General features: G+C 70.8%; 12 protein-coding genes. 4 read left to right on the top strand and 8 right to left on the bottom strand.

All coding sequences use genetic code 11. From position 1 onward, the window contains the following. Nucleotides 1-56: 56 nt before the first annotated feature. Nucleotides 57-1,277, bottom strand: a complete 1,221-nt coding sequence (ftsY, locus tag ACFC0D_RS09600; RefSeq protein WP_376432913.1) for a signal recognition particle-docking protein FtsY — start codon at nt 1,275-1,277, stop codon at nt 57-59. Between the two features lie 85 nt (nt 1,278-1,362). Here ftsY and ACFC0D_RS09595 point away from each other — a divergent pair, with 85 nt between their 5' ends. Both ACFC0D_RS09595 and ACFC0D_RS09590 read left to right on the top strand, forming a co-directional pair. Then, complete coding sequence (locus ACFC0D_RS09595) at nt 1,363-2,802, top strand: cytosine permease (RefSeq protein ID WP_376432911.1); 1,440 nt, start codon at nt 1,363-1,365, stop codon at nt 2,800-2,802. Between the two features lie 60 nt (nt 2,803-2,862). Next, nucleotides 2,863-3,840, top strand: coding sequence for an LLM class flavin-dependent oxidoreductase (locus ACFC0D_RS09590; protein ID WP_376432909.1), 978 nt, complete (start codon nt 2,863-2,865; stop codon nt 3,838-3,840). A 48-nt stretch (nt 3,841-3,888) separates the two neighbouring features. Here the strand turns inward: ACFC0D_RS09590 and ACFC0D_RS09585 are convergent, their stop codons facing one another. From ACFC0D_RS09585 to ACFC0D_RS09570, 4 genes are all read right to left on the bottom strand, one after another. Further along, nucleotides 3,889-5,322, bottom strand: a complete 1,434-nt coding sequence (locus ACFC0D_RS09585) for a sugar porter family MFS transporter (protein WP_376432907.1) — start codon at nt 5,320-5,322, stop codon at nt 3,889-3,891. A gap of 214 nt (nt 5,323-5,536) precedes the next feature. Beyond that, entirely contained in the window at nt 5,537-9,091 is a 3,555-nt protein-coding gene (gene smc, locus ACFC0D_RS09580) for a chromosome segregation protein SMC (RefSeq protein WP_376432905.1), read from the bottom strand. A gap of 188 nt (nt 9,092-9,279) precedes the next feature. Continuing rightward, nucleotides 9,280-9,495, bottom strand: coding sequence for a hypothetical protein (locus ACFC0D_RS09575; protein WP_215066520.1), 216 nt, complete (start codon nt 9,493-9,495; stop codon nt 9,280-9,282). A 392-nt stretch (nt 9,496-9,887) separates the two neighbouring features. After that, nucleotides 9,888-10,169, bottom strand: a complete 282-nt coding sequence (locus ACFC0D_RS09570; RefSeq protein ID WP_329115458.1) for an acylphosphatase — start codon at nt 10,167-10,169, stop codon at nt 9,888-9,890. A 180-nt stretch (nt 10,170-10,349) separates the two neighbouring features. Here ACFC0D_RS09570 and ACFC0D_RS09565 point away from each other — a divergent pair, with 180 nt between their 5' ends. Next, nucleotides 10,350-11,279, top strand: a complete 930-nt coding sequence (locus ACFC0D_RS09565) for a CAP domain-containing protein (RefSeq protein ID WP_376432902.1) — start codon at nt 10,350-10,352, stop codon at nt 11,277-11,279. Nucleotides 11,280-11,610: 331 nt separating this feature from the next. Here the strand turns inward: ACFC0D_RS09565 and ACFC0D_RS09560 are convergent, their stop codons facing one another. Further along, complete coding sequence (locus ACFC0D_RS09560; protein ID WP_376432900.1) at nt 11,611-12,195, bottom strand: flavodoxin family protein; 585 nt, start codon at nt 12,193-12,195, stop codon at nt 11,611-11,613. 119 nt (nt 12,196-12,314) lie between these two features. Here ACFC0D_RS09560 and ACFC0D_RS09555 point away from each other — a divergent pair, with 119 nt between their 5' ends. Further along, nucleotides 12,315-12,701 (top strand): winged helix-turn-helix transcriptional regulator, encoded by a 387-nt coding sequence (locus ACFC0D_RS09555; protein WP_376432898.1) that lies wholly within the window; start codon nt 12,315-12,317, stop codon nt 12,699-12,701. A 36-nt stretch (nt 12,702-12,737) separates the two neighbouring features. Here the strand turns inward: ACFC0D_RS09555 and mutM are convergent, their stop codons facing one another. Together mutM and rnc are read right to left on the bottom strand one after the other, a co-directional pair. After that, nucleotides 12,738-13,598, bottom strand: a complete 861-nt coding sequence (gene mutM / locus ACFC0D_RS09550; RefSeq protein ID WP_376432896.1) for a bifunctional DNA-formamidopyrimidine glycosylase/DNA-(apurinic or apyrimidinic site) lyase — start codon at nt 13,596-13,598, stop codon at nt 12,738-12,740. A 154-nt stretch (nt 13,599-13,752) separates the two neighbouring features. After that, nucleotides 13,753-14,565 carry a ribonuclease III gene (rnc, locus tag ACFC0D_RS09545; protein ID WP_376432894.1) on the bottom strand — a complete coding sequence of 271 codons (813 nt, stop codon included), beginning with the start codon at nt 14,563-14,565 and terminating at the stop codon, nt 13,753-13,755. Nucleotides 14,566-14,569: the final 4 nt, after the last annotated feature.

Below are 14,569 nucleotides of genomic sequence, written 5' to 3'. Positions count from 1 at the left end.
GCCCCGGTCCCACCGGTGGTGGGACCGGGGCCGCGTCGTCGAGGCGGCGGGCCGCTCTAGGCCCCGTCGCCGATCAGGGCGTCGACGAAGGCGGCCGGGTCGAAGGGGGCCAGGTCGTCCGGGCCCTCGCCCAGGCCGATCAGCTTGACCGGGACGCCCAGCTCGCGCTGGACCGCGACGACGATGCCGCCCTTGGCGGTGCCGTCGAGCTTGGTGAGCACGATGCCGGTGATGTCGACGACCTCGGCGAAGACACGCGCCTGGACCAGACCGTTCTGGCCGGTGGTGGCGTCGAGGACGAGCAGGACCTCGTCCAGCGGGCCGTGCTTCTCGACGACCCGCTTGACCTTGCCGAGCTCGTCCATGAGGCCGGTCTTGGTGTGCAGACGCCCGGCGGTGTCGATGAGGACGACGTCGGCGCCCTCGGCGATGCCCTCCTTGACCGCGTCGAAGGCGATCGACGCCGGGTCGCCGCCCTCGGGGCCGCGCACGGTCCGCGCGCCGACCCGCTCGCCCCAGGTCTGGAGCTGGTCCGCGGCGGCGGCACGGAAGGTGTCCGCGGCGCCGAGGACGACGGAGCGGCCGTCGGCGACCAGGACCCGGGCGAGCTTGCCGGTGGTCGTGGTCTTGCCGGTGCCGTTGACGCCGACGACCATGACGACGCCGGGAGTGCCGGGGTCGCTCTCGGTCTTGACGGTGCGGTCGAAGTCGGGGCCGAGAAGGGTGATGAGCTCCTCGCGGAGCAGGCCGCGCAGCTCGTCGGGGGTGCGGGTGCCGAGGACGCGGACGCGCTCGCGCAGCCGCTCGACCAGCTCCTGGGTGGGGGCGACGCCGACGTCGGCGGTGAGGAGGGTCTCCTCGATCTCCTCCCAGGTGTCCTCGTCGAGGTTGTCCCGCGACAGGAGCGTGAGCAGCCCCTTGCCGAGGGAGTTCTGCGAGCGGGCGAGGCGGGCCCGGAGCCGTACGAGACGGCCCGCGGTCGGTTCCGGCACCTCGATCTCGGGCGCGGGAGCCTCGGCGACGACCGGGTCCTCGACGGCGACCGGGGCCTCGGCGGCCGGGAGGTCGACCTCCTCGATGGTCCGGCGTGGTTCTTCCCGCGGCGTCTCCGCCTCGTCGCCGACGTGCGGCTCGACGGGCGGAGCGGTGATGGTCGGCGTGGTGGACGGCGCCTCGGGCGGCGGCAGCTGCTTCTTCTTGCGGCCGCTGATCACGAGCCCGCTGGTCACGGCGACGGCGACGACCAGGGCGATGACTACAGCAAGAATGAGTTCCATAACGGCTCCAGTATCGGCCACGAGCGGGCCGTAGGAGGAGCACGTACGCTGGGTGGGTCCCCCACACCCCGCACGGAGTACCCCCATGCCCCACGCCGCCGAGAGCGAAGGTGCCGTCGAGACCCGTGGTCTCGAACCCGTCCCCGACGCCGAGCGCACCGGCCACGTCCGTGAGCTGTTCCCGACCTGGGTCGCCGCCAACATCAGTGTGCTGTTGCTCACGATGGGCGCGGGCCTGGTCGTCTTCAACGGCCTGAACTTCTGGCAGGTCCTCGTCGTCGCGACGGCCGCGCCGATCCTCTCGTACGGGATCGTCGGCCTCATATCGATCGCCGGAAAGCGTGGGGGCTCCCCCGGCATGGCCCTGTCGCGGGCCGTCTTCGGCCAGCGCGGCAATCTCTTCCCCGGGTCGCTGATCTGGGTCGCCCGCTGGGGCTGGGAGACGATCAACGCGGTGACCGGCGCCTATGCCGTGCTGACGGTGCTCGATCTGCTCTTCGGCATCAAGTCGAACACCGCGCTGATCGTCATCACGCTGATGCTCTTCGTCGCCTGCACCTTCCTGGTGTCCGGGCTCGGCATCAACGCGTTGCGGGTGTGCAGCAAGTGGTCGACGTATCTCTTCGGCGCGTTCTCGGTCCTGGTGCTGGTGTATCTGGTCGCCGACACCGACTGGTCGGCGGTCTTCGACAAGCCGGCCGGTTCGACGGCCATGATGATCGCGGGTATCGGCACGATCGCGGCGGGCGGCATCAGCTGGGTCCCCTCCGGCCCCGACTTCACCCGCTATCTGCCGCGTACGGCCTCTTCGAAGGCGATGGTCGGCTCCACGATCGGCGGCGCCGGGATCGTCGTGCTGCCGATGGTGCTGATGGGTGCGGTGATGGCGGTGGCCACCCCCGGTCTGGCGTCGGCGCAGGACCCGGTGTCGTTCATCGGCGAGCTGCTCCCGACCTGGATCTCCGTGCCGTACCTGGTCATCGCGCTGATCGGAATGCTGCTGATCAACTCGATGTCGATGTACTCGGCCGGGTTCACGGCGCAGACGCTGGGCATCAAGGTGCCGCGCGCCGCGGCGGTGAGTGTGAACGCGGTGATCAGCCTGGTCTTCGGCTTCCTGCTGATGGTGGTGGCGACCAGCTTCATCGGTTCGTTCATCTCGTTCCTGACGCTGCTCGCCGTGGCGTTCTCCGCGTGGATCGGCGTCTTCGGCGTCGACATGCTGCGGCGGAGGTCGTACGACGGCGTGGCGCTGATGGACACCACGCGCACCAGCGCCTACTGGTACCGGGGCGGTTTCGCCTGGCAGGCGATGACAGCGTGGGCGGTGGCCCTGCTGGTGGGTCTGCTGTTCACCAAGGTCGACTGGTTCTCCGGCCCGCTCGCCTCCTCCTGGATCGGCGAGAACGGACTCGGCTGGGGCGCGACGATCGTGGTCGCGGGTGTGCTGTACGCGGTGCTGCCGCGGACCGCCGCGCCGGCGGCCAAGGAGCCGGCCGAGGTCCGCGAGACTGTTTCCATCTGACGCGACGTCAGATAGCGTCCCCCTTCGCCGGCATCCCACGCTCGCGGAGGGGGACTTCCCATGCCCTTCACAGTCGTACGGTTCAACCTCGTCGATCCCCACGCGACCCCCGAGTCCCTCTCGGAGCGCTATCGCGCCGCCCTCGCCATGGCCGCCTACGCGGACGAGCACGGCGTCGACACGATCCAGACCGAGGAGCACCACGGCGCCACCAACAACTGGCTGCCCTCTCCCTTCGCCTTCGCGGGCGCGGTGTTCGGCGCCACGAAGAGGATCGCGGTCACGATCTCCGCGATCATCGGCCCGCTCCACGACCCGCTGCGGCTGGCCGAGGAGATCGCCGTCCTGGACCTGTTGAGCGCGGGGCGCCTCGTGACGGTCGCGGGTATCGGCTACCGGCCGGAGGAGTACGAGGAGCGCGGGGTCGACTGGGGCCGCCGCGGCAAGCTGCAGGACCTGCTCCTGGAGACCCTGCTGCAGGCGTGGTCGGGTGAGCCGTTCACGTATCAGGGCCGTACGGTGCGGGTCACCCCGCGGCCGTTCACCCGGCCGCATCCGCTGCTTCTGGTCGGCGGTTCCTCGAAGGCGGCGGCGCGACGGGCGGCCCGGCTCGGGCTGCCGTTCTTCCCGAGCGCGCATCTGCCGGAGCTGGAGACGTACTACCGGGAGCGGTGCGCGGAGTACGGCACCGAGGGCTGGACGATGATGCCGGCCGAGCGGACCTCGCTGCTGCATCTCTCGGAGGACCCGGACCGGTCCTGGGAGTTGTACGGGGAGCACTTCCTGCACGAGGCGCGGACGTACGCCTCCTGGCAGTCGAAGGACATCCGCTCGGCGGTGCGCTCGACGGCGACGACGGTCGCGGAGCTGCGGGCGGAGGGGGTGTACCGGATCGTGACGCCGGATGAGTGCGTGGCGCTGGGGCGGGAGCTGGAGAGTCTGGTGCTGCATCCGCTGTGCGGCGGTATGCCGGTCGAAGAGGCGTGGCGCAGTCTGCGTCTGCTGGGGGAGACGGTGCTGCCCCGGCTCACGGCATAGGACCGTGCGCCGGGGCAGTTCCGGATTCGAGGAGAGGGGCAGCGGGGTTTAGCCCATCTCCTCCAACGCCTTGCCCTTGGTCTCCTTCACGTACCTGAGCACGAAGGGGATGGAGAGCACGGCGAAGACCGTGTAGATGATGTACGTGCCGGAGAGGTTCCAGTCCGCGAGGGACGGGAAGCTCGCGGTGATGGCCCAGTTGGCGATCCACTGCGCGGAGGCGGCGACGCCGAGGGCGGCGGCCCGGATCCGGTTGGGGAACATCTCGCCGAGGAAGACCCAGACCACCACGCCCCACGAGAGGGCGAAGAAGAGCACGAAGACGTGGGCGGCGACGAGCGCCACGACGCCCTCGGTCTCGGGCAGCTTGCCGTCGACGAGGTCGGCGGAGAACGCCCAGGCCTCGAAGGCGAGGGCGATGGCCATACCGATGGAGCCGACGAGGGCGAGGGGCTTACGGCCCACCCGGTCGACCAGGACCATCGCGATCACGGTGCCGACGATGTTGATGATCGACGTGGTGAACGAGTAGAAGAACGAGCTGGAGGGGTCGACGCCGACCGACTGCCAGAGCGTCGCCGAGTAGTAGAAGGCGACGTTGATTCCGACGAGCTGCTGGAAGACCGAGAGTCCGATGCCGACCCAGACGATGGGGAGCAGCCTGAAGCGGCTGCCGGCCACGAGCAGGTCCCTGAAGGTGGACTTGTGCTCGCTGCGCATGGCGCGGTCGATCTCGGCGACGCGGTGGTCGAGGTTGACCTCGTGGCCCTCCACCTCGGCGAGGACCTCCTTGGCGCGGTCGAGCTTGCCGACGGAGATCAGGAAGCGGGGGGATTCGGGGATGGCGAAGGAGAGCAGTCCGTAGAGCACGGCGGGGACGACCATCACGCCGAGCATCCACTGCCAGGCCTCGAGGCCGCCGATCTCACCGCGCTGGTCGCCGTCGGCGATCTGCAGGATGCCGTAGTTGACCAGCTGGGAGATGGCGATGCCGATGACGATGGCGGCCTGCTGGAAGGAGCCGAGGCGGCCGCGGTACGCGGCGGGGGCAACCTCGGCGATGTACGCCGGGCCGATCACCGAGGCCATGCCGATGGCGAAGCCGCCGACGATCCGCCAGAAGGCGAGGTCCCAGAGGGCGAAGGGCAGTGCGGAGCCGACGGCGCTGACGGCGAAGAGCACGGCGGAGATCTGCATGCAGCGGATGCGGCCGATGCGGTCGGCGATCCGGCCGGCGGTCGCGGCGCCGATCGCGCAGCCGATCAGGGCGATGGCGATGACCTGGGCCAGCGTGCCCGAGCCGATGTCGTACCGGTCCCGGATGGCCTCGACGGCGCCGTTGATGACGGAGCTGTCGTAGCCGAACAGGAAACCACCCATCGCTGCGGACGCCGTGATGAAGATGACGTGGCCGAGGTGGTCCGGGTGGGCGGCTCGGCCTTCGGAAGGCGGCGGCGTGGGCGCCTGCGCGGTGCTGGTCACATGGACTCCTGGAGGCCTCCGGCAGCGTCGCCGGGGCGTGGGGGGCGAGCCCTTCCAGTGGCGCACAACATCACGCCGCCCACCACTTGAAGGTAAAAGCAACGTTGCAGAGACTATGCCTTCAAGTTTCGAAGTCAATACTTGATGTCGTATGACTTAAACCGCACCCCATGGCACCTTGAGTTCAAGACTTGTAGTTGATCATGAGAACCGATCACCGCAGCCGCTGGCTGATGACCTTCGAGACGCCGTCGCCCTGCATGGAGACGCCGTAGAGCGCGTCGGCGACCTCCATCGTCCGCTTCTGGTGCGTGATGACGATGAGCTGCGAGGACTCCTGGAGTTCCTGCATGATCCGGATCAGCCGCTGGAGGTTGGTGTCGTCCAGGGCCGCCTCCACCTCGTCCATCACGTAGAAGGGGCTGGGGCGGGCCTTGAAGATGGAGACCAGCATCGCCACGGCGGTCAGCGAGCGCTCGCCACCGGAGAGCAGGGAGAGCCGCTTGACCTTCTTGCCCGGGGGACGGGCCTCCACATCGACACCGGTGGTGAGCATGTTGTCGGGGTCGGTCAGGATCAGCCGCCCCTCGCCGCCGGGGAAGAGACGCGAGAAGACACCCTCGAACTCGCGGGCGGTGTCCCGGTAGGCCTCGGTGAAGACCTGCTCGACGCGGACGTCGACCTCTTTCACGACCTGAAGGAGGTCGGCCCGGGTCTTCTTGAGGTCCTCCAGCTGCTCGGAGAGGAACTTGTGGCGTTCCTCCAGCGCAGCGAACTCCTCGAGGGCCAGCGGATTCACCTTGCCGAGCTGCTGGTACGCCCGTTCGGCGGACTTGAGCCGCTTCTCCTGCTCCGAACGGACGAAGGGGCGCGGCTGGTTGCGCGGATGCTCCGGGTCCTCCGGCAGCTCCTCGCCCTCGGCGGGCGGCGACGGCGGTACGAGTTGATGGGGGCCGTACTCGGAGACGAGGCCGGCCGGCTCGACGCCCAGCTCCTCCAGGGCCTTGGTCTCCAGCTGCTCGATCCGCATCCGCTTCTCCGCGCCGAGGACCTCGCCCCGGTGGACGGAGTCGGTGAGCTTGTCCAGCTCGGCCTTCAGTTCGCGGCCCCGGTTGCGGGCCCCGGCCAGGCCCTGCTCGCGGGCGCCCTTCGCGGCCTCCGCCAGCGCGCGCTCCTGCTCGGCCCGGAGCAGGGAGACCTCGATGTGCGAGAGGAGCTGCCGGGCGCCGGCGGCGACGGCGGTGGCGACCTCCGCCTCGTGGCGCAGCCGGGCGCGGCGCTGCTCGGCACGCGCGCGTGCCTCGCGTTCGGCGCGGGCGCCCCGGTCGAGGGAGTCGGCGCGTCCCGCAAGACCCTTGACCCGCTCCTCGTGCGTACGGAGCTGGAGCCGGGCCTCCATCTCGGTCTGGCGGGCGTTGGCGCCGTCGGCGGCGAGCCGGTCGCGCACGGAGGTGTCGGGTTCCTCCTCGGCCGGGGCCTCCTCGGCGACCAGCAGCCGCTCGGCCAGCTCCTCGGCCTCGTAGAGCGCCTTCTCCAGGGCCTCCTCCGCGCGGGCGGCCGCCGCGGTGGTGCGCTCGGCCTCCCCCGCGGCACCGCGGGCCTGTCCGGCGAGCCGGCCGAGCTGCTGCGCGACCTGGGACTTCTCGCGGTCGGCGGCGCGGCGGCGTTCGGCGAGCTCCTCGACGAGCGCGGCGGACGTACGCCGGTGTTCGGTGGCCTCCTGCTGGGCCGCGGCCAGCCGTGCGCAGCGCGACTCCAGCTCCTCCAGCTCGGCGGCCGCCTCGTCGACGGACGCCTGCACCTCCAGGAGGCTGGGCGCCCCGGCGGAGCCGCCCTGTGCGAAGTGCGCCCCGAGGAGGTCGCCCTCGGCGGTGACGGCGGTGAGGCCCGGGTGGGCGTAGACCAGTTCCTCGGCCTCCTCCAACGTCCCGACCACGACGATCCCGGCGAGCAACCGGCGTACGGACGTCATGAGTTCCTCGGGGCCCCGGACGAAGTCCGCCGCGCGAGGGTGTCCGCCCGCGGACTCCGGGGACTCCCCCGGCGCCTCCCCGCCCGTGAGCAGCAGCGCCGCCCGGCCCGCGTCCTGCTTGCGCAGCAGGCGCAGGGCCTCGGCGGCCGCGGCGGGGCCGGAGACGGCGATCGCGTCCGCCGCCGCGCCGAGGGCGGCGGCGAGGGGGATCTCGTATCCCGGGGTGACGGTGAGCAGTTCGGCGGCCGGGCCGAGCAGTCCGCCCAGCGTGTCCCGGGCGCCGAGCAGTGCTCCTGTCCCGTCCTTGCGGCGCAGCCCCAGGGAGAGCGCCTCGTGCCGGGCCCGGGTCGCCGCGCGGCTGCGGTCGGCCTCGGTGGCCGCCTCGCGGGCGGCCGTCAGCGCCGACTCGGCCGCGGCGAGGTCCCGGCGGGCGGCCTCGTACCGCTCCCCCAGTTCCGTGTCGCCCGCGTCGAGTCCGTCGACCTCGGCCTTGAGCTGCTCGTACTCCTCCTGTGCGGCGACGGCCCGTTCCTGGGCCTCGTCGCGTGCGGCGGCGAGCCGGTCGATCTCGGCCTGGGCGGACGCGGCGCGCGAGCGGGCGGCGTTGACCTGGCCGTGCAGCCGGGCGAGGCCCTCGCGCCGGTCGGCGATGGCGCGGGCCACGTCCTTGAGCCGGCGCTCCTCCACCGCCAGTTCGCGCTCCAGTTCGGCGCGGTGGGCGACGGTGTCCTCCAGGGCCCGTTCGGCCGCTTCGAGGGCGGCCTCCAGTTCGGCCTCCTGCTCACGGATCCGGGCGGCCTCGCGCTCCATGTCCTCGGGGTCGCGGCCCCGGCGCTCCTCCGGCGGCTGGGCGGTGGCGCTCTTCACGCGCGCGTCGGCCAGCGAGACGGTGCCGCGGACCCGCTCGGCGAGCTGGGAGAGTTCGTACCAGGTCTGCTGGGCGAGCTGAAGGCGCGGGGCGAGCCGGCGGACCTCGTCCTCGAGGTCGGCCTCCTTGGCGAGCGCCGCGCGGAGTTCCGCCTCGGCGCTCTCCTTGCGCTCCTTGAGCGCGGCCTCGTCGGCGACTTCGGTCTTGAGCGCTTCCTGGAGGCGTACGAGGTCGTCGGAGAGCAGGCGCAGACGGGCGTCGCGCAGATCGGCCTGGATGACCGCGGCCCGTCGGGCGACCGCCGCCTGCCGGCCGAGCGGCTTCAGCTGGCGGCGCAGTTCGTCGGTGAGGTCCTGCACGCGCGCGAGGTTGGCCTGCATCGCGTCGAGCTTCCGCAGCGCCTTCTCCTTGCGCTTGCGGTGCTTGAGGACGCCGGCGGCCTCCTCGATGAAGGCGCGGCGGCCCATGGGGTCGGCGTGCAGGACGGAGTCGAGCTGGCCCTGGCCGACGATGACGTGCATCTCGCGGCCGATGCCGGAGTCGGAGAGCAGGTCCTGGATGTCGAGCAGCCGGCAGGTGTCGCCGTTGATCTGGTACTCGCTGCTGCCGCCCCGGAACATGATCCGGGTGATGGTGACCTCGGCGTAGTCGATGGGCAGCGCGCCGTCGGAGTTGTCGATGGTCAGCGAGACCTCGGCGCGGCCGAGCGGCGGGCGCCCGGTCGTGCCGGCGAAGATGACGTCCTCCATCTTGCCGCCGCGCAGCGACTTGGCGCCCTGCTCTCCCATGACCCAGGACAGCGCGTCCACCACATTGGACTTGCCCGAGCCGTTCGGCCCGACGACACACGTGATTCCAGGTTCGAACCGCAGCGTGGTGGCGGAGGCGAACGACTTGAAACCGCGGAGGGTCAGGGCCTTGAGGTGCACGCCCCCGGACTCTACCTGTGGTTGCGCGTTTCACCCATGAAGGTGCAGGGCACACCCTCCCCTAAGGAACGGTGGGACTCGGGGGGCTCATGGGGGACTCAAGAAAGAAGGGACGCCGGAGCGCCCCTTGCATATCCAGCTGTGCTGGCGTGAGTGTTTCTCACCTGGCCCCGGCACGGGGCTGACTGTCAGGTGAGCGCAGGCTCCGCCTGGGGAACGTCGAGGTCGATGCTGTCGAGCAGCGACTCGCCATGCTGTGCGGCGGCAGCGTTGAGCGCGTCGTTCTCGGACTGGATCCGAACGAGCTCGGACTCCAGATCCTGGACGCGCTGCTGAAGCCGTCGCATCTCGGCGAGGAGTCGCGGGTCGGAGCCGCCGACGTAACCGAGAAGCGCCTTTGCCATGATGGATGGTCCTCCACACTGAGTGACCGACCGAAGCGGTGTGGGTCGTGAGGGATTTCGCACCCGCGGTCTCGGCAGTGCTTCATGTCGTGCCGGTTCGTACTGCCAAACAGCTAAGGTGCGCGGGGATTCCAGCGTCTCACCAAAAAGTTTGACGGTCAACACGATCACGCCCCGTATCAAGGGCAACCGGGGGGTCTGCGGCCGCGGAACAGGCGGCGGCGCCTCGCAACTCGGTGCCTCAGGGGCGTAGCGATCATCCTTCCGCGCGGAGCGCGCCACCGCAAGCCCCTCTCGGCAACCATCAGGCCATTTCCACTTCGACGGCTCGTCGACGAACGTCCGCTCGGGGGTCGAGCAGGCCACCGGGAGGGGGTCCGCCGAGACGTTCGTCAGCGGATCGCGAAGCTGTCGTAACCGCCGCGCGGGGTGGCCCAGATCTCAGTGACTCCGTCGACGCGCCCGGGAGTGTCGCCGGAGCGCAGCCAGTCGAGCAGTCGGTGGCAATTCTCACTCGGCCCCTCGGCCACAACCTGCACGCGCCCGTCGTCGAGGTTCAGGGCGAAGCCGACGAGCCCTCCGATCTCCAAGGCGTTTGCCCTGGTGAACCAGCGGAAGCCCACTCCCTGTACTCGGCCGCGCACCCATGCGGTGAGCCGTACGTCTTCATTCATGGCTGCACGCTAACGGGCCAATTGCCGAAGGAGCACGTCGCCCCGGCGCGTCATGGCGTACAGTCCCGACCGAATGAGGCTCACCCGTTCGGGTGCGCCTCATCGAGCAGGCCCGTCACGGGCCACGCAGAAGCAAAGATCAGCAAAGAGACAGCACAGGTCGTCAGGAAGGCAGAGCAGATGGGACGCCATCGTCGCTCCGGCGCCGCGCCCGCCGCAGAAGATTACGCGGCGGGTTCGGACCGCCGGCACCGGGGTGAACGCCGCAGGAAGCGCGGCATGCGTACGGGACTGATCGGCGCCTCGGCCGCGGTGGCCGTCGGCGCGGTCGCCGTCGCCTCGGGCCTTCTGCCCGGCGGGGACACCCTGACCGTGGGCAGTGCCGGCTCCGGAGAGCAGCAGACCACCCAGTCCCGGCAGACGCCGGAGCTGACGACGCAGGGCGGCTCGTCCGCGACCCCGTCGAGCCAGTCGTCGAGCCCGTCGACGGGTACGGGTACGGGCAAGGCCACCGGCAAGGCCACCGGCAACGCGACCGACAAGGCCTCGTCCTCCCCTTCCGCGACCCCGTCGCCGAAGCCGTCGAAGACCACCGCGTCCCCGGCGCCGAAGAAGCCGGCCCCGCAGCCGTCGAGGACGACGGCGAAGCCGAAGCCCAAGCCGGCGCCCACGACCGAGAAGCCCGTCGTGCGCACCCCGGCCCCGGCGCCGACCCCGTCCGTGCCCAGCCGCGCCGCGGCGGCCGAGGCGGAGGTCGTACGGCTGGTCAACGTGGAGCGGGCCAAGGTCGGCTGCACCCCGGTCCGGTCGGACGGCGCCCTCGCCGCACTGGCGGGAGCGTTCAGCCAGGACATGGCGCAGCGCAGCTTCTTCGACCACACGGACCCGGACGGCGACACCCCCTGGGACCGCGCCGACCAGGCGGGCGTCACGGGCATGGGCGGCGAGAACATCGCCCGCGGCCAAGTGGACGCGGCAGCCGTGATGGCGTCGTGGATGAACAGCGACGGCCACCGCGCGAACATCCTGAACTGCGACTACAAGACCCTGGGCGTCGGCGTGCACTTCGCGGACGGCGGCCCGTGGTGGACGCAGGACTTCGGCTTCTGACATTTCCGCAGGTCGGCCACCTGTGAGCTTTCGTGGGCCGTCTCGGTCGCCATCGGCGACGGGGGCGGCCCGCACTGCGTCTACCGTGGCAGGGGTACGAGCGGGGAATGTCCCCGCCCAAGCCCACGGTGCGGGTCCACGCCGCTCAGCTTCCGAACACGCCCAGCCATTGCCCGATGGCGAGCGCCTGTGGCGACCGGGCGTCGCACAGCACAAGGCCCCTGACTGTTTCGCCAAGTCAGGGGCCGTTCACATGCGGTGGGGGCGGGATCCGAACCGTTCGAAAGGCCCCGTCACCGAGTGGCGACGGGGCCTTTCGCGCGTTGCGCGGTCAGGCGGCGGCGCGGCCCGTTGCGAAGGTGCGGGCGGTCGTGGCGACGCGGCGGCCGAGGTGTTCGGCGGTGGCGAGGTCGGCCTTGTGGACGCCCTCGGGGCCCAGGTCGTTGTGGGTCTGGGCGGCGGCGCCGGAGAAGAAGCCGAGGCGGTTGATGTCGTTCTCCGACGCCTCGGTGGTGTTCCAGCCCGGCTTCAGGCCCAGGTTCACCCAGGTCATGCCGTGCTGGGCGGCGAGGATCTGGAAGAACTGCAGCGTGTGCAGCTTGTCGCCGCTCTTGGAGGCGGAGTTGGTGAAGCCCGCGGCCAGCTTGTCGATCCAGGCGTCCGTGAACCAGCGCTTCGAGCTGTCCTCGGCGAACTTGTGGAACGCGCCCGAGGCCGTACCCATGTACGTCGGCGAGCCGAAGACGATCGCGTCGGAGGCGTCCAGCAGCTCCCACTGGGCGTCGGTGATCTCGTCGACCTTGATCAGGTGGACGGTGGCCCCCGCGTCGAGGGCACCGGCACGGACGGCCTCGGCGACGACGGCGGTGTGGCCGTAGCCGGAGTGGTAGGCGATGGAGACGACGGGCGTGGACATGGTGGGACTCCTCATCGGCGGGGGGAACGACAAGAAGTAGAGCACTAACTTTCCGAAAGTGCAATCCATGAGTAAGCGCACTCCCTTGGTTAGCGCTGTGCGCGAGTATGGTAGAGGGCATGACTGACGACCTCGTGTTCAACGTGTTCGCCCGGGCCTGCACCTCGCGCGAGACGCTGGAGCATGTGACGGGCCGGTGGGGCACGCTCACGCTCGGCGCGCTCCACGAGGGCACGTTCCGGTTCAACGAGCTGCGCCGCCGGGTCGACGGGGTCAGCGAGAAGATGCTGGCGCAGACCCTGCACGCGCTGGAGCGCGACGGGCTCGTCCACCGCGAGGCGCAGCCGACCAACCCGCCGCGGGTGGACTACCGGCTGACGCCGCTGGGCCGCGAGATCGCGGAGCGGCTGCGTGCGCTGATCGACCTGGTCGAGGGCCGGATGCCGGACGTCCTCTCGGCGCGCGAGAGCTACGACGAGGAGCGCGCGGCCGCGGCGAGCGCCTGAGCGACCGCGGCGCGCGCGTGAGAGCGACCGCGAGCGTCAGGCCGTCGCGCGCGGCGGACGCTGGCAGCGCGGGCAGAAGTAGCTGGACCGGTTCATCCACGGCCGGCGCCGCATCGGCGTACCGCAGCGGCGGCACGGCTCGTCCTCACGCCCATAGGCGTCCAGCGACCGGTCGAAGTAGCCCGACTCCCCGTTCACATTGACGTAGAGGCTGTCGAAGCTGGTGCCTCCAGCGGCAAGAGCCGCGTTCATGACGTCCCGTACATGGCCGAGAAGCTCGGCGGAGCGCGGACGGGTCAGCGTCGCGGTGGGGCGTTCGTAGTGCAGCTTCGCGCGCCACAGCGCCTCGTCGGCATAGATGTTGCCGACCCCGCTGATCAGCGTCTGGTCGAGCAGCGCACGCTTGACGGTCGTACGGCGCAGGCGCAGCGCCGTCTGGAAGGCCGCGTCGTCGAACGCCGGGTCCAGCGGATCGCGGGCGATGTGCGCGATGACGTCGGGAAGGCCGTCCGCCGTGTTGTCGTGGATCGAGAGCCCGCCGAAGGTCCGCTGGTCGACGAAGCGCAGCTCGGTGCCGAGGCCGTCCTGGAAACGGACGCGGATCCGCAGGTGCTTCTCGTCGGAGGCGTCCTCGGGCTGGACGAGCAGCTGCCCGCTCATGCCGAGATGGCCAAGGACGGAGACGTCGGAGTCCGCGAGCGGAATCCACAGGTACTTGCCGCGCCGGCGCGCCGTCCCGAAGCGGTGCCCCTTGAGCCGGGCGGCGAAGTCCGCCCCGCCGGCCGGGTGCCGGCGCACGGCCCGCGGATGGAGCACCTCGACCTCGCCCACGGTGCGCCCGCCGACCCAGCGCTCAAGACCGCGTCGTACGACCTCGACCTCGGGCAACTCGGGCACGGGACTCCTCCGGAGGGGTACGGGACAGGCGACGCCCGAAGCCTACCGCCCGGACCGGGACGACCGAAGGGAAGCGGAAGACCCCGCCCGGAGACCCTCGCGGGGCCCCCGGGCGGGGTCGTCAAGAAGCAGTGCCGTCAGGAAGGGGAGGGCTTCAGGCCGAGGCCTGGTCCGCGGGGGAAGGGGTGTCGGCGACCTCTTCCGGCGTCGTTTCGGCCGCCTCGTCCGCCGCGGCCTTCGCCGCCGCGAGACGCTCGTCCGCCGCCGCGCGAATCGCGCGCCATGCGGACTCCGCCGCCTGCTGCTCCGCTTCCTTCTTGCTGCGGCCGGTGCCGGTGCCGTACGAGACACCACCGACGCGGGCGGCAGCAGTGAAGGTCTTCTCGTGGTCCGGACCCGTCTCCGTGACGAGGTACTCCGGAACACCCAGGCCCTCGGCCGCGGTCAGTTCCTGGAGGCTGGTCTTCCAGTCCAGTCCTGCACCGAGGTTCGAGGACTTCTCGATCAGCGGGTCGAAGAGCCGGTGCACCAGCTCCGAGGCCGCGTCGAGGCCCTGGTCGAGATAGACCGCACCGATCACCGCTTCAAGGGTGTCGGCGAGGATGGACGCCTTGTCCCGGCCACCCGTGCCCTCTTCGCCCCGGCCGAGCCGGATGAAGGAGCCGAGTTCGAGGCCGCGACCGACCTCCGCCAGCGCACGCGAATTGACCACCGCGGCCCGCAGCTTGGCCAGCTGGCCTTCGGGCAGGTCGGGGTGGGTACGGTACAGCGTGTCCGTGACGACCAGACCGAGCACGGAGTCCCCGAGGAACTCGAGGCGCTCGTTGGTGGGCAGACCGCCGTTCTCGTACGCGTACGAGCGGTGCGTCAGCGCACGCACCAGAAGGGCGGACTCGAGCTGATACCCGAGCCGCCCTTCCAGAAGCGTGTGGGACGAGGCATTGTCCGTCTTGTTGGACTCAGACATTGCG

Source organism: Streptomyces sp. NPDC056222, from assembly GCF_042264065.1.
GTDB lineage: Bacteria > Actinomycetota > Actinomycetes > Streptomycetales > Streptomycetaceae > Streptomyces.
This window is presented reverse-complemented; position numbering and strand designations above follow the sequence as displayed.

What these genes read in the sequence shown, in the direction of transcription:
- ACFC0D_RS09570 (WP_329115458.1), bottom strand. Translation starts at nt 10,169, where the DNA reads ATGAATGAAGACGTACGGCTCACCGCATGGGTGCGCGGCCGAGTACAG.
- ACFC0D_RS09565 (WP_376432902.1), top strand. Translation starts at nt 10,350, where the DNA reads ATGGGACGCCATCGTCGCTCCGGCGCCGCGCCCGCCGCAGAAGATTAC.
- ACFC0D_RS09590 (WP_376432909.1), top strand. Translation starts at nt 2,863, where the DNA reads ATGCCCTTCACAGTCGTACGGTTCAACCTCGTCGATCCCCACGCGACC.
- ACFC0D_RS09595 (WP_376432911.1), top strand. Translation starts at nt 1,363, where the DNA reads ATGCCCCACGCCGCCGAGAGCGAAGGTGCCGTCGAGACCCGTGGTCTC.
- ACFC0D_RS09560 (WP_376432900.1), bottom strand. Translation starts at nt 12,195, where the DNA reads ATGTCCACGCCCGTCGTCTCCATCGCCTACCACTCCGGCTACGGCCAC.
- ACFC0D_RS09555 (WP_376432898.1), top strand. Translation starts at nt 12,315, where the DNA reads ATGACTGACGACCTCGTGTTCAACGTGTTCGCCCGGGCCTGCACCTCG.
- rnc (WP_376432894.1), bottom strand. Translation starts at nt 14,565, where the DNA reads ATGTCTGAGTCCAACAAGACGGACAATGCCTCGTCCCACACGCTTCTG.
- ftsY (WP_376432913.1), bottom strand. Translation starts at nt 1,277, where the DNA reads ATGGAACTCATTCTTGCTGTAGTCATCGCCCTGGTCGTCGCCGTCGCC.
- ACFC0D_RS09575 (WP_215066520.1), bottom strand. Translation starts at nt 9,495, where the DNA reads ATGGCAAAGGCGCTTCTCGGTTACGTCGGCGGCTCCGACCCGCGACTC.